General features: G+C 73.6%; 16 protein-coding genes. 12 read left to right on the top strand and 4 right to left on the bottom strand.

The features are described 5' to 3' along the window. Nucleotides 1-60 precede the first annotated feature (60 nt). Nucleotides 61-1,839 (top strand): hypothetical protein, encoded by a 1,779-nt coding sequence (locus BTM25_RS07460; protein ID WP_103561965.1) that lies wholly within the window; start codon nucleotides 61-63, stop codon nucleotides 1,837-1,839. Nucleotides 1,840-1,903: 64 nt separating this feature from the next. On the opposite strand, the gene BTM25_RS07465 is transcribed toward BTM25_RS07460, so the two are convergent. Next, the gene (locus BTM25_RS07465; protein WP_103561966.1) at nucleotides 1,904-3,433 is read right to left on the bottom strand and encodes an ArnT family glycosyltransferase; all 1,530 of its coding nucleotides are present in this window, start codon (nucleotides 3,431-3,433) and stop codon (nucleotides 1,904-1,906) included. Between the two features lie 112 nt (nucleotides 3,434-3,545). Here BTM25_RS07465 and metG point away from each other — a divergent pair, with 112 nt between their 5' ends. From metG to BTM25_RS07505, 8 genes are all read left to right on the top strand, one after another. Continuing rightward, the gene (metG, locus tag BTM25_RS07470) at nucleotides 3,546-5,339 is read left to right on the top strand and encodes a methionine--tRNA ligase (RefSeq protein WP_103561967.1); all 1,794 of its coding nucleotides are present in this window, start codon (nucleotides 3,546-3,548) and stop codon (nucleotides 5,337-5,339) included. After that, entirely contained in the window at nucleotides 5,336-6,133 is a 798-nt protein-coding gene (locus BTM25_RS07475; RefSeq protein ID WP_103561968.1) for a TatD family hydrolase, read from the top strand. The genes metG and BTM25_RS07475 overlap by 4 nt, the downstream gene beginning before the upstream one ends. 141 nt (nucleotides 6,134-6,274) lie before the next feature. After that, entirely contained in the window at nucleotides 6,275-7,060 is a 786-nt protein-coding gene (locus BTM25_RS07480; protein WP_103561969.1) for a resuscitation-promoting factor, read from the top strand. A gap of 17 nt (nucleotides 7,061-7,077) precedes the next feature. Continuing rightward, nucleotides 7,078-8,037, top strand: coding sequence for a 16S rRNA (adenine(1518)-N(6)/adenine(1519)-N(6))-dimethyltransferase RsmA (gene rsmA, locus BTM25_RS07485; protein ID WP_103561970.1), 960 nt, complete (start codon nucleotides 7,078-7,080; stop codon nucleotides 8,035-8,037). Beyond that, nucleotides 7,949-9,034 carry a glycoside hydrolase family 26 protein gene (locus BTM25_RS07490; RefSeq protein ID WP_103561971.1) on the top strand — a complete coding sequence of 362 codons (1,086 nt, stop codon included), beginning with the start codon at nucleotides 7,949-7,951 and terminating at the stop codon, nucleotides 9,032-9,034. The genes rsmA and BTM25_RS07490 overlap by 89 nt, the downstream gene beginning before the upstream one ends. Before the next feature lie 33 nt (nucleotides 9,035-9,067). After that, nucleotides 9,068-9,982 carry a 4-(cytidine 5'-diphospho)-2-C-methyl-D-erythritol kinase gene (locus tag BTM25_RS07495; protein ID WP_103561972.1) on the top strand — a complete coding sequence of 305 codons (915 nt, stop codon included), beginning with the start codon at nucleotides 9,068-9,070 and terminating at the stop codon, nucleotides 9,980-9,982. A gap of 43 nt (nucleotides 9,983-10,025) precedes the next feature. Next, nucleotides 10,026-10,238, top strand: a complete 213-nt coding sequence (locus tag BTM25_RS07500; RefSeq protein WP_103561973.1) for a hypothetical protein — start codon at nucleotides 10,026-10,028, stop codon at nucleotides 10,236-10,238. A 52-nt stretch (nucleotides 10,239-10,290) separates the two neighbouring features. After that, a complete protein-coding gene (locus BTM25_RS07505) occupies nucleotides 10,291-12,033 on the top strand; it encodes an ABC-F family ATP-binding cassette domain-containing protein (RefSeq protein WP_103561974.1) in 1,743 nt (580 codons plus the stop codon). Here BTM25_RS07505 and BTM25_RS07510 read toward each other — a convergent pair. Beyond that, nucleotides 12,030-12,524, bottom strand: coding sequence for a MarR family winged helix-turn-helix transcriptional regulator (locus BTM25_RS07510; RefSeq protein WP_103561975.1), 495 nt, complete (start codon nucleotides 12,522-12,524; stop codon nucleotides 12,030-12,032). The two genes, BTM25_RS07505 and BTM25_RS07510, sit on opposite strands and share 4 nt — an antisense overlap. A 75-nt stretch (nucleotides 12,525-12,599) precedes the next feature. Between BTM25_RS07510 and BTM25_RS07515 the strand changes: the two genes are divergently transcribed. Beyond that, nucleotides 12,600-13,388, top strand: a complete 789-nt coding sequence (locus BTM25_RS07515) for a trans-aconitate 2-methyltransferase (protein ID WP_103561976.1) — start codon at nucleotides 12,600-12,602, stop codon at nucleotides 13,386-13,388. Between the two features lie 158 nt (nucleotides 13,389-13,546). Here the strand turns inward: BTM25_RS07515 and BTM25_RS07520 are convergent, their stop codons facing one another. Both BTM25_RS07520 and BTM25_RS07525 read right to left on the bottom strand, forming a co-directional pair. Then, on the bottom strand, nucleotides 13,547-14,248 hold the full coding sequence (locus BTM25_RS07520; protein ID WP_103561977.1) for a TetR/AcrR family transcriptional regulator: 702 nt from the start codon (nucleotides 14,246-14,248) through the stop codon (nucleotides 13,547-13,549). A 53-nt stretch (nucleotides 14,249-14,301) separates the two neighbouring features. Further along, nucleotides 14,302-15,255 carry an acyl-CoA desaturase gene (locus tag BTM25_RS07525; protein ID WP_103561978.1) on the bottom strand — a complete coding sequence of 318 codons (954 nt, stop codon included), beginning with the start codon at nucleotides 15,253-15,255 and terminating at the stop codon, nucleotides 14,302-14,304. Between the two features lie 174 nt (nucleotides 15,256-15,429). On the opposite strand from BTM25_RS07525, the gene BTM25_RS07530 reads away from it, so the two are divergent. Both BTM25_RS07530 and glmU read left to right on the top strand, forming a co-directional pair. Next, a complete protein-coding gene (locus BTM25_RS07530; RefSeq protein WP_103561979.1) occupies nucleotides 15,430-16,323 on the top strand; it encodes an ADP-ribosylglycohydrolase family protein in 894 nt (297 codons plus the stop codon). Between the two features lie 356 nt (nucleotides 16,324-16,679). After that, nucleotides 16,680-18,125, top strand: coding sequence for a bifunctional UDP-N-acetylglucosamine diphosphorylase/glucosamine-1-phosphate N-acetyltransferase GlmU (gene glmU / locus BTM25_RS07540; RefSeq protein ID WP_103561980.1), 1,446 nt, complete (start codon nucleotides 16,680-16,682; stop codon nucleotides 18,123-18,125). The last annotated feature ends 23 nt before the right edge of the window (nucleotides 18,126-18,148 follow it).

Consider the following 18,148-nt stretch of genomic DNA (forward strand, 5'->3'; position numbering starts at 1 on the left):
GCTCCCCGTCCCGGCCCGGCCGCGCGTTCGGGACGCCGTCCCTCCCCCGGTGGACCGCCCGTGACCCTCTCGCCCTCCGCCCCCGTCCGCGCCGCCGAACAGGCCCCGCCCGCGCGCGGCGGCCGGTTCGCCGCGCTCGCCGTCCGCCGGCTGCCGCTCGCCCTGGTGCTCGGCTGGGTCGCGCAGGTCGCGTTGCGGGTGTGGTTCTCGCGCGGGCAGTCGATGCCGGTGGCGTCGCCGGACGAGCTGGGCTACCTGTTCTCGGCGCGCGTCCTGACGGGCGGTCCGGGCGCCGACCTGTCGTACGGGACGGTGTACCGCGGCGGTTATCCGCTGCTGCTGGCGCCCGCGTTCTGGCTCGCGCACCGGCCCGACACCGTCTACGAGATCATGCTGGTCATCAACGCGCTGGTCAGCGCGCTGATGCTGCCACTCGGGTACGTCCTGTTGCGGCGGCTCGGGCTGACGCGCCGCCGCGCGTATCTGTTCGGGCACGTCATGGCCGTCCTGCCGGCGGTGCTGTTCTTCTCCGAGTTCGCGCTGACGGACGCGGTGCTCCCGGTCGTCACGCTGGGCTGGCTGCTGTGCGCCCATTCGTGGTTGACGGGGAAGGGATCGGTACGCGCGGCGTCGTTGCAGGCGGCCGGCGCGTCGGTGCTCGCCGCATATGCCTACGCCTGCCACACGCGCGGGGTGCTGCTGCTCGCCGCGCAGGGCGCTTTGCTGTTGGCCGCGCTGGTGCTGCGGTGGCGGCCGTGGCGGGCGCAGGCGGCCGGGCTGGCCGCGCTGGCGGCGGTGACGGGCGCCGGGATGGCGATGAACGCGCGGCTGCTGCCCGTCCTGTACCCGCACGGCGACAACAAGCTGGGGCACAACCTCGCCGTCCGGCTGACGAGCCCGGACGGCTTGGGCTGGACGCTCGGCCTCGCCACCGGCCAACTCTGGTGCCAGCTCGCGATCACCGGCGGCATGGCCGGGCTCGGGCTGCTGGCGATCGGCCGCGTCGCGGTGCGGCGGCGGACGCCCGGACCGCTGCGCGCGCTGGCGCTGGCGCTGCTCGGGATCGTCGCGGGCGTCGCGGTGGCCACGTCGGCGGCGCTGCCGGACGAGCACCGCGTCGGCAACTACGTCTACGCCCGCTACCTGGCGATGATGCTGCCGATCCTGTTCGCGGTGGGTGTCGCGACGCTGCTGCGGACGCCGCGCCGGAACGTGCTGTGGCCCGCCGCCGCGACCGCCCTCGCCCTGGTCGGGACGGCGGTGGTCGTGGACCGGTTCGCGGGGGACCGGCTGTCGACCTACGACTACCAGCCCTACGACTTCCCCGAGACGTCCCTGCTGACCTGGAACTGGACGGAGTTCCGGCTGTGGCCCGCCACCGTCGCCGGGCTGGTGCTGTTGGGGCTGGCCCTGCTGGCGTCACGTCCGCGCCGCTCCGGTCCCGCGCTGGTGGCGGTGCTCTACGCGGCGCTCGGGCTGACGGTCGTCACGACGGCGCTGGACCGCATCTCCGGGCCGCTCAACAGGCACTCCGTCGCCGTGAGCGACCTCAGCGACGTCGTGCCGCGCGGGTCGCACCCGTCCGTGGCGATCGACTGGTCCATTCCGTGGGACGTCCGGCTGCCGCTCGGCTACCGCGTCTGGTGGACGGACATGACCGGCTACGGCGGCTGGAACTCGCCGCCGCCCACGAACGTGGGCCTGGTCTTCGCCGCCTGGGACGGCCGTCAGGCCCCCGCGACGACGTGGCGGGGCGGCGCTCCCGCAGGCTGGCGCGTCGCGGCCGTCCGCCACGGCGCCGACCCGAACGGCCCCGGCTGGGTCGCCTGGACGCGTTAGCTCCGAACCGTCGCGAGGCGGACGGCCCGGACGCGTCGGCTCCGAACGCCGCCGACCGGGTGCGTCAGCGCGGCGGTGTCCAGATCTCCAGGACGTCGTCGGACGAGTGCCACAGCCGCGTCCAGCCCGCCTGCGCGGTCGGCCGCCACCCGCCGAGGATCTGCGACTCCTGGCCGCGCCACCGGGTGTAGAGCATCGGCGCGTCCGTCGGGGCGGGGCCGGGGGACGTGTGCGGGAAGTCCTCGATGCGCCCGTGCCACCGCACGTCGCCGCCGGGGGAGCGCGTGTAGAAGGTCAGGGTCTGCGCCAGGCGCCGGTCGGCGACCAGGACGGGCAGGTCGTCGCGTCCCTGGAGGTAGCCGCGCAGTTCGGTCCAGGCCGTGTCGCGCGGCAGGCTCGGCACCGCCCGCACGGCCGCGACGACGTACACCGCGCACAGCGCCGCCCCGGCGACGGCCCCGGCGCGGCGGAACGGGACGGGCACGCGCGGCGCGAGAAGGATCAGCGTCCCCGCGCCCCCGGCCAGCAGCGGCGGGAACACCCCGAACCAGTACCGCAGCAGCCAGGCGCGCAGCGTGACGTGCTCGGGGTCGATCGTCCCGGCGAACAGCGTCAGCGGGACGGCCAGGACGAAGAACCACACCAGGCACAGCGCGAGCCGCCGGTCCCGCGTGACGATCCAGCCGACGACCGTCAGCGCCAGCGCGCCGACCAGGACCGTTCCGAGCGGGTTCCAGTCGTGCATCGCGCGCCAGAACGACTCGGCCGCCAGCCGCCGCGTCACGTAGTCGCGGGAGACGCCGCCGTGCTCGGCGGCCGACAGGATCCCGGCGAACGGGTCGCCCCACACCAGCGCGTTGTGGACGAGGTCGAACGCGAGGATCAGCGCCATCGGGATCCCGACCGTGACGTTGCGCCGCCACGGGATCCGCAGCAGCGCCAGGTACGCCGGGATGGCGAGGAACAGGAACGCCAGGAACTCGCGGATGAGGAACGACGTTCCGAGGCACGTCCCGGCGAGCAGCAGCATCCGGGTCTGCGCGCGTCCGGTGCGGCGGCTCGCGACGACGAGCCCGGCCATCCCGATCGCGAACAGCCCCGCGCCGGGCATGTCGGGCAGCATCACGCCCATCGACCACGTGATCTCGTGCCCGTACGGGTTGGTGAGCGTGAAGAACGGGTGGACGAGCAGCAACAGGGACGCCACGACCCCCGCCACGTCCCCGAACAGCGACCGCACCAGCAGATACGTGCCGACGAAGAACAGACAGCCGCCGGTGAAAGCGACCGTGTAATAAGCGGTCGTCCCCGCGCCGAGCACCTCCTGCGCCAGCCGGGCGGGCAGGACGAGACCGATCCGCGTCACCTGGTGCGGGACCTCGGAGAACGGCCACTGGCTCAGCGGAATGTGCGGCCAGTCCCGCGCGCCGAGCCACACGTAATAAGGGTCGAAGTACAAAGGCGGGGTCTTCACGACCCACTGGGCGACGAGCGCGCACGCGGCGACCAGGCCCGACAGCCCCGCGATCCGCCGCAGGCGCGGGCGGGCCGGCGTGTCCCGTTCGGATTCCGAGGGGGCCGTGGTCTGGAGCATTCCGGTTCGTCACCTCCGCGTGCCGGACGCCTTTCGTCCGCCCGGTCAGGCTATCGACGCGGGACGGTTATCCGGTGCCGATCCCCGTCCGCGGCCCTCTAACCTTGGTGGCATGTCGTCCACCAGCCGCCACATTCTCACCGCGCCCGCGTGGCCGTACGCCAACGGGCCGCGCCACATCGGGCACGTCTCCGGGTTCGCCCTCCCGAGCGACATGTTCGCCCGGTACCAGCGGATGGCGGGCAACCAGGTCCTCATGGTGAGCGGCACCGACGAGCACGGCACCCCGATCCAGGTGCAGGCCGACAAGGAGGGCGTCACCGCCCGTCAGCTCGCCGATCGGTACCACGACGTCATCACCAGGGACCTGCTCGGCCTCGGCATGTCGTACGACCTGTTCACGCGCACCACGACCCGCAACCACTACGCGGTCGTGCAGGAGGTCTTCAAGGGCCTCTACGACAACGGGTACATCTTCCCGAAGACGACGATGGGCGCCATCTCGCCGTCCACCGGGCGCACCCTGCCGGACCGCTACATCGAGGGCACCTGCCCGATCTGCGGCTACGACGGCGCCCGCGGCGACCAGTGCGACAACTGCGGCAACCAGCTCGACCCGATCGACCTCATCAACCCCGTCAGCCGGATCAACGGGGAGACGCCGAAGTTCGTGGAGACCGAGCACTTCATGCTCGACCTGCCCGCGTTCACCGACGTCCTCGGCCGGTACCTGAAGGGCAAGCAGGGGCAGTGGCGGCCGAACGTCCTGAAGTTCGCCACGAACCTCCTGGACGACCTGCAGCCCCGCGCGATCTCCCGCGACCTGGACTGGGGCGTCCCGATCCCGCTGGACGGCTGGCGCGACAACGCCGCCAAGAAGCTCTACGTCTGGTTCGACGCGGTCGTCGGGTACCTGTCGGCGTCGGTGGAGTGGGCGCGGCGCAGCGGCGACCCGGACGCGTGGCGCGCCTGGTGGCAGGACCCCGAGGCCCTCTCCTACTACTTCATGGGCAAGGACAACATCGTCTTCCACGCCGAGATCTGGCCGGCGATGCTGCTCGGCTACAGCGGCCAGGGCGGCAACGACGGGACGCCCGGGGCGCTCGGCGCGCTGAACGTCCCGACCGAGGTCGTGTCGTCGGAGTTCCTGACGATGGAGGGGCGCAAGTTCTCCTCGTCGCGGCAGGTCGTCATCTACGTGCAGGACTTCCTCGCCCGCTACGACGTGGACGCGCTGCGGTACTACATCGCGGTCGCTGGCCCGGAGAACCAGGACACCGACTTCACCTGGTCGGAGTTCGTCCGCCGCAACAACGACGAGCTGGTCGCGGCGTGGGGCAACCTCGTCAACCGGTCGGTGAACCTGGCGGCCAAGAACGTCGGGGCGATCCCCGCGCCGGGCGAGCTGACCGACGCCGACCGGGCGCTGCTGGCCCGCAGCCGCGGCGCGTTCGACCGGGTCGGCGCGGAGCTGGAGCGGTCGCGGTTCAAGAACGGGATCACCGAGGCGCTGGACGTCGTCCGGGACGCCAACCGCTACCTGTCGGACCAGGCGCCCTGGAAGCTCAAGGACGACCCCGACCGCGTGCAGTCGATCCTGCACGTGGCGCTCCAGGTGGTGGACGACGCCAAGTCCCTGCTCACGCCGTTCCTGCCGAACTCGTCCCAGAAGGTCTACGAGATGCTCGGCGGCGAGGGCGTGTGGAGCGGGATGCCGCGCCTGGAGACGGTGTCGGAGGACGGCGGTCCGGACTACACGATCCTCACCGGCGACTACCGCACCGAGGCGCGCTGGGAGTCCGTGCCCATCAGGCCGGGCGTGCCGCTCACCAAGCCGACGCCGCTGTTCACCAAGCTCGACACGTCCGTCGTGGACGAGGAACTGGCCCGCCTGGAGACCACATGAGCGCGTTTCCGCCGTTGCCGGAGGCGCTGCCCGCGCCGGTGTTCGACAGCCACTGCCATCTGGACCTGGTGGGGCTGCCGGTGGAGGAGCAGCTCGCGTCGGCCCGCGCGGTCGGGATCACGCGGCTGGTGACGATCGGCGTGGACCTGGAGTCGTCGCGGCTGTGCGCCGACACGGCCGCCCAGTTCGACGACGTGTACGCGGGCGTCGCGATCCACCCCAACGACACGGCCGGGGTCACGGCGGCGGTGCTGGAGGAGATCGCGGCGCTGGCGGCGCTGCCGCACGTCCGGGCGGTCGGCGAGACGGGCCTGGACTACTACCGGGACTCGGCGCCGAAGGACGCCCAGCACCGCTCGTTCCGCGCCCACATCGACATCGCCAAGCGCACCGGCAAGGCGCTGGTGATCCACGACCGCGAGGCGCACGACGACACGCTCGCCCTCCTGGAGCAGGAGGGAGCGCCGGACAAGGTGGTCTTCCACTGCTTCTCCGGCGACGCCGAGATGGCCCGGACGTGCGCCGATCGCGGGTACTTCATGAGCTTCGCCGGGAACGTCACGTTCAAGAACGCCGAGCCGCTGCGCGACGCCCTGCGCGCCGCGCCGCCCGAGCTGCTGCTGGTCGAGACGGACGCGCCGTTCCTCACGCCCGTCCCGAGCCGGGGCAGGCCGAACGCGTCCTACCTGATCCCGCACACGCTCCGCCTGATGGCCGACGTCAAGGGCCTGGACGTCGCCGACCTCGCGGCGGCCATCGACGCGAACGGCGAACGCGTCTTCGGCCCCTGGTAGGCCGCCGGAAAGGCCGTCCCGGACGTCCGGTGACCACCGGATTCGGGGGTTAAGTGGCGATCGTGGGCCCGGTGCCTCTAGTCTTCGGCGGATCGAGACGGGCGTCCCCGCGCCCGGCCCGCCCTCTGGAGGAACCCCATCGTGCGTCACTACCGCGCGGCCCTCGGCGCGCTGCTCGCCGTGTCCGCCCTGGCCGGGTGCGGCGACACCAAGGCGCCGCCCAAGGCCGCGGCCGTCAACGACGCGCCCCGCGCGTCCGCGCCCGCGGCGCGCGAGGTCGCGATCGTGATCGACAAGAAGAAGCGGGTCGCCAAGACCACCGGGACGACCGTCGCGCAGGTCCTCGCCGAGGCCGGCGTGAAGCTCGGTCGCTACGACCTGGTGGATCCGGCGGCCGACCAGCCCGCCGAGCGGACGATCAAGATCACCCGGCTGCTCTCCAAGCCGAAGACCAAGATCGTGAAGACGACGCTGCCGGTCGTGAAGAAGAAGGACGCGAAGCTCCCGCCCTTCACGCAGAAGGTGCTGCGCAAGGCCAAGCCCGGCGTGACGGTCGTGAAGACGGCGTTCGCGCGGCGCGGCAAGAAGAAGGTCGAGATCGTCCTCGCCAGGAAGGTCAAGAGCAAGCCGGTCGCGCAGATCCTGGCCGTCGGGCCGCAGGCCGCGTCCAGCGGGTCGGTCGCGGGCCTCAACTGGGCCGGGCTCGCCAAGTGCGAATCGGGCGGCAACCCCCGCTCGGTGAACCCCGCCGGTTATTACGGGCTGTACCAGTTCTCACTGTCGTCCTGGGCGTCGGTCGGCGGGAGCGGCAAGCCGAGCGACGCGCCCGCCGCCGAGCAGACCTACCGCGCGCAGCTCCTCTACAAGCGCGTCGGCGGACGCTGGCAGGGCCAGTGGCCGAACTGCGGACGCTACCTGTTCTCCTGAGCTGACAGACTGGACGCGTGGGGGACATACTGCTCGGCCCGTCCGACGTCCGCGCGCTGGCCGGGGCGCTCGGCGTCCGGCCGACCAAGACGCTCGGGCAGAACTTCGTCATCGACGGCAACACGGTGCGGCGCATCGTCCGCACCGCCGAACTCGCCGCCGACGACGTGGTGCTGGAGGTCGGCCCGGGGCTCGGGTCGCTCACGCTGGCGCTGCTGCCCGTCGCGCGCCGCGTCGTCGCCGTCGAGATCGACCCGGCGCTCGCCGCCGCGCTGCCGGTGACGGTCGAGGCGCGCGCGCCCGGCCTCGCGGACCGGCTGGAGGTCGTCCAGGGCGACGCGCTGCGCGTCACCGACCTGCCAGGCCCGCCGCCGACCGCGCTCGTCGCGAACCTGCCCTACAACGTCGCGGTGCCCGTCGTGCTGCGGCTGCTGACGGACTTCCCGTCGCTGCGGCGGGTGCTCGTCATGGTCCAGGCCGAGGTCGCCGACCGGATGACGGCCCCGCCGGGCGGACGGGTCTACGGCGTCCCGTCGGTCAAGCTCGCCTGGTTCGGGACGGCGCGGCGTGCCGGACCGGTCGGCCGGGCCGTGTTCTGGCCCGTCCCCAACGTCGATTCTGGCCTGGTCGCGTTCACGCGCGGCGACCCGCCGCCGACCACCGCGACGCGCGCCGAGGTCTTCGCCGTCGTGGACGCCGCGTTCGCGCAGCGCCGCAAGACGCTCCGCGCCGCGCTGGCGGGCTGGGCCGGGTCGCCCGCCGCCGCCGAGCGGGCGCTGCGGGCGGCCGACGTCGATCCGAGCGCGCGGGGCGAAGCCCTGGACGTGACCGCCTTCGCCCGGATCGCACAGTATCGTCTCGGTGGCGCACCGGACGGGAGCAAGGCGGATGATCATGCTGAAGGGGCACAGGGCGCGGACGATCGCGCTGCTGGCGGTCGCACTGGCCGGGACGCTCCCGGCGGCCGGGTGCGGTGACGGCGCCGGCGCCGAGCCCCGCATCACCACCACCACCCGCGCGGGCGTCGCGCCCGAGCCGCCCGCCAAGGGCGCCTACTTCGGCGTGTGGGCGCCGCCCCGGCCGCTGGACGGACGGTCCGGCGAGGCCCCGGCCGAACCGCCCGCGTCCGCCGGGGCCCTTGCCCCCGGACGCGGCGCCACCGAGCCCGGCATGGCGCCCGTCGCGGCCCTGGAGCGCGGCCTCGGCCGCCAGGTCGACATCGTGCAGCGCTACTACGGCTGGAAGGCCGACTTCCCCGGCCCCGAGGACCGCGCCGTCGCCGCCGGACCCCGCCAGCTCATGATCACCTGGAAGGGCGGGGACACCAAGGAGATCGTCTCCGGCCGCTTCGACCGGCTCATCCAGGCCCGCGCGCACGCGGTCAAGGCGCTCGGCAAGCCCGTCTTCCTGCGCTGGCAGCGGGAGATGGACGCCGACGGGGTCACGTCCAGGATCCACGACGCGCCGAGCTTCGTCGCCGCGTGGAAGCACGTCCGGGCGATCTTCGCGGCGGAGGGCGTCGCGAACGTCGCGTGGGTGTGGTGCCCGACGGCGGGCGGGTTCGCCGAGCGCAACGCGCCGTCCTACTACCCCGGCGACGACCAGGTGGACTGGATCTGCACGGACGCCGAGCCGTCCCCGTCGTCGGCCTACGTCGATCTGTCGGAGTCGACCAAGCTGTTCTTCGACTGGGCGAAGGACCGGCCGAAGCCCATCATGATCGGCGAGTTCGGCGCGCCCGTCGCCTACGGGACGCGGCGCGCGGAATGGCTGCGGCGCGCGGCCGTCGTGCTCCAGAACCCGCAGGTCAAGGCCGTCCTGTACTTCGACTCCGACGAGAAGGCCGAGGAGCGCCGCGACACCCGCCGCCGCTTCGCCGTGGACGGCGACGACCGCGCGGTGTCGGCGCTGCGCGAACTGGCCACGCTGCCGTACTTCAACCCCCGGAACGTCCCGGTCACGCCCGGCGAATGAGCCGGGGGGCCTAGGCTGGCGGCCGTGAGCGCTGTGACCGTCCGCGCCCCGGCCAAGGTGAACCTGCGGCTCGGCGTCGGCCCCCTGCGAGACGACGGGTACCACGATCTCGTCACCGTCTTCCATGCCGTCTCGCTCCACGACGAGGTCACCGCCGTCCCCGCCGACGCGCTGACGGTGACCGTCGAGGCCGTGCCCGGTGCGCGCGTCGCCCTGGACGACGTGCCGCTGGACGACCGCAACCTCGCCGTCCGCGCGGCCCGGCTCGTCGCGGCCCGGCTCGGCGTGGAGCCGCGCGTCGCGCTGCGTCTGCGCAAGGCGATCCCGGTCGCGGGCGGGATGGCCGGCGGCAGCGCGGACGCCGCCGCCGCGCTCGTCGCCTGCGCCCGGCTGTGGGACGAGCCGGGCGTCCCGATCCTCGGCCGCGCCGAACTGCTGGACCTCGCCGCGCGGCTCGGCAGCGACGTCCCGTTCGCGCTGGCGGGCGGGACCGCGCTCGGCACCGGACGCGGCGAGAGGCTGGCCCCGCTGCCCGCCGCCGGGACGTTCCACTGGGTGTTCGCGACCGCGTCCGGCGGCCTGTCCACGCCCGCCGTGTACGGCGAGTGCGACCGGCTGCGCGGGGACGCCGCGCTCCCGTGGCCGCCCGCGACCGACGACCTGGCGGACGCGCTCGCCGCCGGGGACGCCAAGGCCCTCGCCGCCGCGCTCGGCAACGACCTCCAGGACGCGGCGCTCTCGCTGCGCCCGTCCCTGCGCGCCACCCTGGACGCCGGGACGCGCGCCGGTGCGCTCGCCGGAATCGTCTCCGGGTCCGGCCCGACCTGCGCGTTCCTCGCCGAGACCGCCGAGCACGCCGACGCCCTCGCGGTCGCGCTCGCCGCCGAGGAGACCGTCCGGGACGCCGTCCGGGCGACCGGCCCGGTGGCGGGGGCGGCCGTGTCATGAAGTACTTGTTCTGGCGGTGCCCGTGAGTTCGGGAGGTGGAGGTGTGTCGATCCTGGTGATCCTGTTCGGTCTCATCGTGGTGGCGATGATGGCCGCGGCGGTCGTCGTGGTGGTCGCGGCGGCGGCCAGGAGCCGCCGGCCCGCGCCGCCGCCGCCCGGCGGCTGGCCGCCGCCCGGCCAGAACCCCTACAGCGGCCCCACCGACGTCCCGCGGGACGGCCCGCGTCCCGGTGGCGGCGCGCCGCCCGCGCCCTGAGCGGACGCTCGGTTAACGGGTTCGGGTCGCGGGCGCCTAGGCTGGGGGCGTCGTGAATCTGATCAACGTGGAGAACGCCGGGAAGGCGTTCGGGCCGAAGCCTCTGCTGGACGGCGTGTCGCTCGGGCTGGACGAGGGTGACCGCATCGGTGTCGTCGGCCGCAACGGCGGCGGCAAGAGCACCCTGGTCAGGATCCTCGCGCGCGTGGACGAACCGGACACCGGGCGCGTCACGCACGCGCGCGGCCTGCGGCTCGGCGTCCTGACGCAGCGGGACGAGTTCCCCGCGGGGGCGACCGTCCGGTCCCTGGTGATCGGGGAGCGGGCCGAGCACGAGTGGGCGGGCGACACGCGCGTCCGGGACGTCCTCGCCGGGCTGCTGCCCGAGGTGGACCTCGACGCCGCGCTCGCCGGGATGTCGGGCGGGGAGCGCCGCCGCGCCGCGCTCGCGCGGCTGCTGGTCGCCGACGCCGACCTGCTCGTCCTGGACGAGCCCACCAACCATCTCGACATCGAGGCCGTCGACTGGCTCGCGCGGCACCTGCGGGCGCGCCGCGTCGCGCTGCTCGTCGTCACGCACGACCGCTGGTTCCTGGACGAGGTCACCGACCGCACCTGGGAGGTCGTGGACGGGCGCGTCGAGCGGTACGAGGGCGGCTATTCGGCGTTCGTCCTGGCCAAAGCCGAACGCGCGCGGATCGCCGCCGCGACCGAGTCCAAGCGGCAGAACCTGCTGCGCAAGGAGCTGGCGTGGCTGCGGCGCGGCCCGCAGGCCCGCTCGTCCAAGCCGAAGTTCCGGGTGGACGCCGCGCAGGCGCTGATCGCCGACGAGCCCCCGCTGCGCAACGACGTCGAGCTGACGACGTTCGCCACGGCGCGGCTCGGCAAGACCGTCGTGGACCTGGAGGACGTCACCGCCCGGGTGGGCGAGCGCGACCTGTTCGCGCACGTGACCTGGCGGCTCGGCCCGGGGGAGCGGGTCGGGCTGGTCGGCGTCAACGGCAGCGGCAAGAGCACGCTGCTCCGCCTCCTGGACGGCACCCTCGCCCCGACCGCCGGACGGATCGTGCGCGGCAAGACCGTCCAGCTCGCGCACCTGTCGCAGAACCTCGAAGACCTCGACCCGGAGCGGCGCGTGCTGGAGTCGGTGGAGGAGATCCGCCGCCGCATCACGGTCGGCAAGCGCGAGTGGACGGCGAGCCAGCTCCTGGAACGCCTCGGCTTCCCCGGCGACCGGCAGTGGACGCCCGTCGGGGACCTGTCCGGCGGGGAGCGCCGCCGCCTCCAGGTGCTGCGGCTGCTGATGGGCGAGCCGAACGTCCTGCTGCTGGACGAGCCCACCAACGACCTCGACATCGAGACGCTGACCGAGCTGGAGGACCTGCTCGACGGCTGGCCGGGCACGCTCGTCGTCGTCAGCCACGACCGGTACTTCCTGGAGCGCGTCACCGACCACGTCGTGGCGCTGCTCGGCGACGGCGGCGTCGCGATGCTGCCCGGCGGCGTGGACGAGTACCTGCGCCGCCGCGCCGAGGGGCTCAGCCCGGTGGCGCCCCCCAAACCGGCGGCCAAGCCGGCGAGCGGCCAGGACTGGAAGGCCCGCAAGGAGCTGGACCGCCTCGAACGCCGTCTGGACAAGCTCACCCGGCAGCAGGCCGAGCTGCACGAGCAGCTCGCCGCCCACGCCACCGACTACGCGCGCCTCCAGGAACTGGACGCGCGGCTCAAGGCGCTCCAGACGGAGGCCGCCGAGGTCGAGGAGGAGTGGCTGATGCTCGCCGAGGACGTCGGCTAGTCGCCCGAGTCGAACGGGACGAGCAGCGTCCGCAGCAGCCCGGCCAGCGTCTCGCGGTCGGTGCCGGTCATGACGTCCAGGATGGCGTGCTCGCGGTGCAGCAGGTCCGCGAAGGCCGCGTCCACGCGGGTGAGGCCCGCGCCGGTCAGCCGGACGAGCACGCCGCGCTTGTCGGCCGGGTCGCGATGGCGTTCGACGAGTCCGGCGGCGGCGAGCCGGTCGATGCGGTTGGTCATCGTCCCGGACGTGACGAGCGTCGCACGCAAAAGCCGTCCCGGGCTCAGCTCGTAGGGGTCCCCGGCGCGGCGCAGCGCGGTGAGGACGTCGAACTCCCACGGCTCCAAAGCGTGCGCGGCGAACACGGCGCGGCGGGCGCGGTCCAGGTGGCGGGAGAGCCGGGAGATGCGGCTGAGGACGGACAACGGCTGCACGTCGAGGTCGGGGCGCTCCTTGCCCCAGGCCTCGACCAGTCCGTCCACCTCGTCCCGCATGCGGACACCCTACCTTTCTCGATATCGAGACGTCTTTCTTGACATCAAGATATGGCCGGGGCATGCTGTTTCTTGATGTCGAGACAACCAGCGGCCGTCTGGGACCCCGCGCGCTACGGGTCCTACTCCGCCGAGCGCGGACGGCCCTTCGCCGACCTGCTCGCGCGCGTCCCGCTGGACGCCCCGCGCCGCGTCGCCGACCTCGGCTGCGGCTCCGGCGAGCTGACCGCGACGCTCGCGCGCCGCTGGCCGGACGCCGAGATCGAAGCCTTCGACTCCTCCCCGGAGATGATCGAGGCGGCCCGTCCGCACGCGTCCGCGCGGCTGCGGTTCGCGGTCGGGGACGTCCGCACGTGGCGCCCCGCCGAACCGCCCGACTTCATCGTGTCCAACGCCGTCCTGCACTGGGTGCCCGGGCACACCGAGCTGCTGCTGCGCTGGATCGACGCGCTCGCGCCCGGCGGACGCCTCGCCTTCCAGGTCCCCGGCAACTTCGACGCGCCGAGCCACGTCCTGCTGCGCGAGCTGTGCGACGAACCCCGCTGGCGCGACCGCCTCGCCGGGGCCGTCCGCCACGACGTCGTCCTCGACCCGTCCGGCTACCTGGACCTGCTCGCCCGGCACGGCTGCGCGGTGGACGCGTGGGAGACCACGTACACGCAGGTCCTCACCGGCGCCGACCCCGTCCTGCGGTGGATGGAGGGGACCGCGCTGCGGCCCGTCGTCACCGCGCTCGGGCCGGACGCGCCCGCGTTCCTGGACGTCCTCGCCGCGCGTCTGCGCACGGCCTACCCCGCCGCCCCGTACGGCACGGTCTTCCCCTTCAGGCGCGTCTTCGTCGTGGCCGGACGCGCCGGCCCCTAGGACAGGATGCCGCCCCCGCGGGAGTGACATGACTCGTTCCCCTGCGGTGTGCCTACCTCCGCGGTGGGCGGTATCCCGACGACCCGGGCTCGTGACCCGAGACCGGCGACCCCTGCCGGTGGCCCTCCGGACGAACTCCGGACGGCCACCGGCCCCGCTCACATCTCCGGCGGGTTCCGACGCTGCGCCCGCTCTTCGGCGCGGCGTTCCTTCTCCGCCCGCTTCTCGGCCCGCTTCTCCATCCGCTCCATCTCCTTGCGGCGACGGCGCGGATCCAGCGTCGGCTTCGGCTCCAGGCCCGACAGCCCGTTCCACGCGAGGTTCACCACGTGCGCGGCGACCTCCTCGCGGCGGGGCTTGCGGACGTCCAGCCACCACTGGCCGGTCAGCGCGACCATCCCGACGAGCATCTGCGCGTACATCGGGGCGAACTTGTCGTCGTACTCGTGCCGGTCGAGTTCCTGCGCCATGAGGTGCTCGACCTCGCCCGCGATCTCGCTGAGCAGGCTGGCGTAGCTCCCGGTGCCCGTCCCGCCGTGCGAGTCGCGCACGAGGATGCGGAACCCGTCGGGGTTCTCCTCGATGTACTCCAGCAGCGCCAGCGCCGCGCTCTCCAGCTTGCGGCGGTAGTGGATCGCCGAGGTCAGCGCCTCGGCGACGAGCGCGAGCAGCTTCTCGAACTCCCGGTCCACGACGACCGCGTACAGCCCCTCCTTGCCGCCGAAGTGCTCGTACACGACGGGCTTGGAGACCCCGGCCGCCGCGGCGATCTCCTCGACCGACGTGCCGTCCAGGCCGCGCGCGGCGAAGAGCGTCCGTCCGATGTCGAGGAGCTGCTCACGGCGTTCTTTGCCGGTCATCCGCTTCCTGCGCGACCGGGGGGCGGGTTCTGTCACGGGGACAATTGTGACGCTCAAGCGGGGCGCTTCGTGCGTTTCGCCGCCACCCGCTCGGCGGTCGGCCAGCGGACGTCCCGGGCCCATCCGGCCTTCTCGAAGCCCCAGATGACGCGCGCGCTGATGTCGATCTGCCCCGGCAGCACGCCGTGCCGCGCGCAGGTCGGGTCGGAGTGGTGGAGGTTGTGCCAGGACTCCCCGAGGGACGGGATGGCCAGCCACCACACGTTGCGGGACTTGTCGCGCACCTCGAAGTGCTCGGCGCCGAAGGTGTGGCAGATCGAGTTGATCGACCATGTCACGTGGTGGACGAGCGTGATCCGCACGAGGCCCGCCCAGAACAGCGCGGTCAGCGCGCCCTGCCAGGACCAGGTGGCCAGGCCGCCGAGCAGCGCCGGGAGCAGGAACGACACGGCGACGAGGCCGGGGAACCAGCGGTGGATGCGGGTGAGGTCGCGGTCGTCCAGGAGGTCCTTGGCGAAGCGCTGCTTGGACGTGCGGTTGGCGTTGAACAGCCAGCCGTAGTGCGCCCACGCGAGGCCCTTGGCGAGAGCCTTCCAGTCGTCGCCGAACCGCCACGGCGAGTGCGGGTCGAACTCCTTGTCGGAGTGCTTGTGGTGGCGGCGGTGGTCGGCGACCCAGGTGATGACCGGGCCCTCCATCGCCAGCCCGCCGGCCAGGGCGAGCGCGATCTTGAGCCCGCGGTTCGCCTTGAACGAGCCGTGCGTGAAGTAGCGGTGGTAGCCGACGGTGATGCCCCCGGCCGAGATGAAGTAGAAGACGGCGGTCAGGACGATGTCCGACCAGCCGAGGAAGCGCCCCCACGCGAGCGGGACCGCCGCGAACAGCGCCAGGAACGGGACCGTGGTGAACGCCGCGATCAGGACCTTCTCCGCCGCGCCGCGCGGCGATGGGTCGATCTCCGGCCGTGCCTCACGGCGTGGAGAGTCGACTGCGGGGGCTGTAGTCATGCGTCACCCTTTCCTGTTGCTTCTGTCGCGGGCCTACCTACGCCACCGTAACCTACGCGACCGTAGGTTGGGCAGGGTCCGGTCGATTAAAAGGTCGCGTACCCGGATTTGCGGGGACGAGACTCCCTCTTAACGAACGACGACGTCACGACGACTCTCTCCGGACGGACTCCCATGCCCCTCACCCCGGCCGCCCGCTCCGCCCTCGCCCGCGACGCGCTCGCCGGGCTCGCCGCCGGGGACGCCTTCGGCGACCAGTTCTTCGCCCGCGCCAACCGGGGGCTGTCCGCACTGCGCGACCTGCCGCCCGAGCCGTGGGAGTGGTCGGACGACACCGAGATGGCGTGTTCGGTCGTGGCCGTCCTGGAACGGCACGGCGGCGTGGACCAGGACGCGCTGGCCGCGTCGTTCGTCCGGCACCGAGACGTCGGCCGCCGCTACGGCATGGGCGCGCTCGAACTCCTCGACCGGCTGGAGCGCGGCGCGCACTGGGCGACCGCCGCGCGCGAACTGTTCGACGGCGGCTCGTACGGCAACGGCGCGGCGATGCGCGTCGCGCCGCTCGGCGCCTACTTCGCGGACGACCCGGAGCGCGCCGCCGAGCAGGCCGCCCGTTCCGCCGAGGTCACGCACGCGCATCCGGAGGGGATCGCCGGGGCCGTCGCGACGGCCGTCGCCGCGTCCTTCGCCGCGTCCCGGCGGGGCGCGCGGGTCGCGGCGGGGGACGTCCTCGCCGCCGCGCGGGACGCCGTCCCGCCGGGCTCCGCCGTGGCGCGCGGGCTGGACCGGGCGCTGGCCCTGCTGCCCGCGCCGGCCGCCGAGGCGGCCCGGGAACTCGGCAACGGCGCGCGGATCTCGGCGCAGGACACGGTGCCGTTCGCGTTGTGGGCGGCGGCCGTCCATCTCGCCGACTTCGAGGCGGCCGTCCGCGCGTGCGCCGCCGCCGGGGGAGACATGGACACGACGGCGGCGATCGCGGGCGGGGTGATCGCCGCCCACGGCGGCGCGGACGCCGTCCCGGCCGGGTGGCGCGCCGCGCACGAGCCGCTGCCCGCGTGGCTCGGCTGATTCCGGGAGGCGGGCGGCGGGGGAGTGCGGGTAAAGTTGGCGCCGCAGGACCGGCTCCGGTAGCGCGAGATGTCCGGTTTGCGGTCCGGCGTGGTGAAATTGGCATTCACGGCGGGTTTTGGTCCCGCTATTCCTGGTTCGAGTCCAGGCGCCGGAGCTGTCGGTTTCGTCCCGTCCCGGCCCCCGCCGTACGGCGCGCGCCCGGCCGGGGCGATGCCGCCGGGTTCGGCGCCACCGGCGGGCGGTATCCTTCGGTTGTCGGGTGAGCGTGGCTTCGGCCTGCCCTGTTCTCGCAGGTGAACACCGCTGTTCGTCCCCGAACTCCAATTCAGTCCGCGATGCCGAGGAGCCTCTTCGTGAGCGCGAGCCGCCCGGCCGCCGTCATCGTCCTCGCCGCAGGTGAGGGCACCCGGATGAAGTCCCGTACCTCCAAGGTGCTCCACGAGCTGGGGGGACGCAGCATGGTCGGCCATGTGCTGGCCGCCGCCGGCGAACTGGAGCCCGCCCGGCTCGTCGTCGTCGTCGGGCACCGCCGCGAGCAGGTCGTCGCGCATCTGGCCGCGCACGCGCCGGCCGCCGAGCCCGTCGTGCAGGAGCGGCGCGGCGGCACCGGCCACGCCGTCCGCGTCGCGCTGGAGCAGACCGGCGCGCTGCCCGGGACGGTGATCGTCACCAACGGCGACCACCCGCTGCTGACCGGCGCGGTGCTCGCCGACCTCGTCCGGACGCACGAGACCGAGGGCAACGCCGCGACCGTCCTCACCACGCCCATGCCCGACCCCACCGGCTACGGCCGGGTGCTGCGGGACGCCGACGGCGCCGTCACCGCGATCGTCGAGCAGAAGGACGCCACGGACGAGCAGCGCGCCGTCCGCGAGATCAACGTCGGCATGTACGCGTTCGACGGCGCCCTGCTGGACGGCGCGCTCAAGCGCCTCACCACCGACAACGCGGGCGGCGAGGAGTACCTGACCGACGTCGTCGGCATCCTGCGCGGCGACGGCCACCGCGTGGGAGCGTTCCGCACCGACGACTGGATCGGGACGCAGGGTGTCAACGACCGCGTCCAGCTCGCGCAGGCGCGCCGCCAGCTCAACGACCGGATCCTGGAGCACCTGATGCGCGCCGGGGTCACGATCGTGGACCCCGCGTCCACCTGGGTCGACGTCGGCGTCACCGCCGAGCCGGACGCGACCGTCCTGCCGAACACGCAACTGCACGGCGCGACCCACCTCGGCGAGGGCGCGACCGTCGGCCCGAACTGCACGCTGACCGACACCCGCGTCGGCGCGGACGCGACCGTCGTCAACGCGGTCTGCGTCGGGGCCGAGATCGGGGACGAGGTCTCGGTCGGCCCGTTCGCCTACCTGCGGCCGGGCGCGCGGCTCGCGCGCGGCGCCAAGGCCGGGACGTACGTGGAGCTGAAGAACGCCGAGGTCGGCGAGAAGGCCAAGGTCCCGCACCTCTCCTATGTGGGCGACGCGCAGATCGGGCCGGGCGCGAACATCGGCGCCGGGACGATCTTCGCCAACTACGACGGCGTGAACAAGCACCGGACCGAGGTGGGCCCGGCGGCGTTCGTCGGCAGCAACTCGGTCCTGGTCGCGCCGGTCCGCGTCGGGGACGGCGCGTACACGGCGGCGGGCTCGACCGTCACCCAGGACGTTCCGCCGGGGGCGATCGGTGTCGCCCGCGGCCGGCAGCGAAATATCGAGGGGTGGGTCGGCCGCAAGCGTGCCGGCACGCCGTCCGCCACGGCGGCCGGCGACGCCCGCGCCGAGCGGGACGGGGACGGCACGTGACCGCCGTCGCCCGCCCCCGGCGG

The organism is Actinomadura rubteroloni, assembly GCF_002911665.1.
In the GTDB taxonomy this organism is placed as follows: domain Bacteria; phylum Actinomycetota; class Actinomycetes; order Streptosporangiales; family Streptosporangiaceae; genus Spirillospora; species Spirillospora rubteroloni.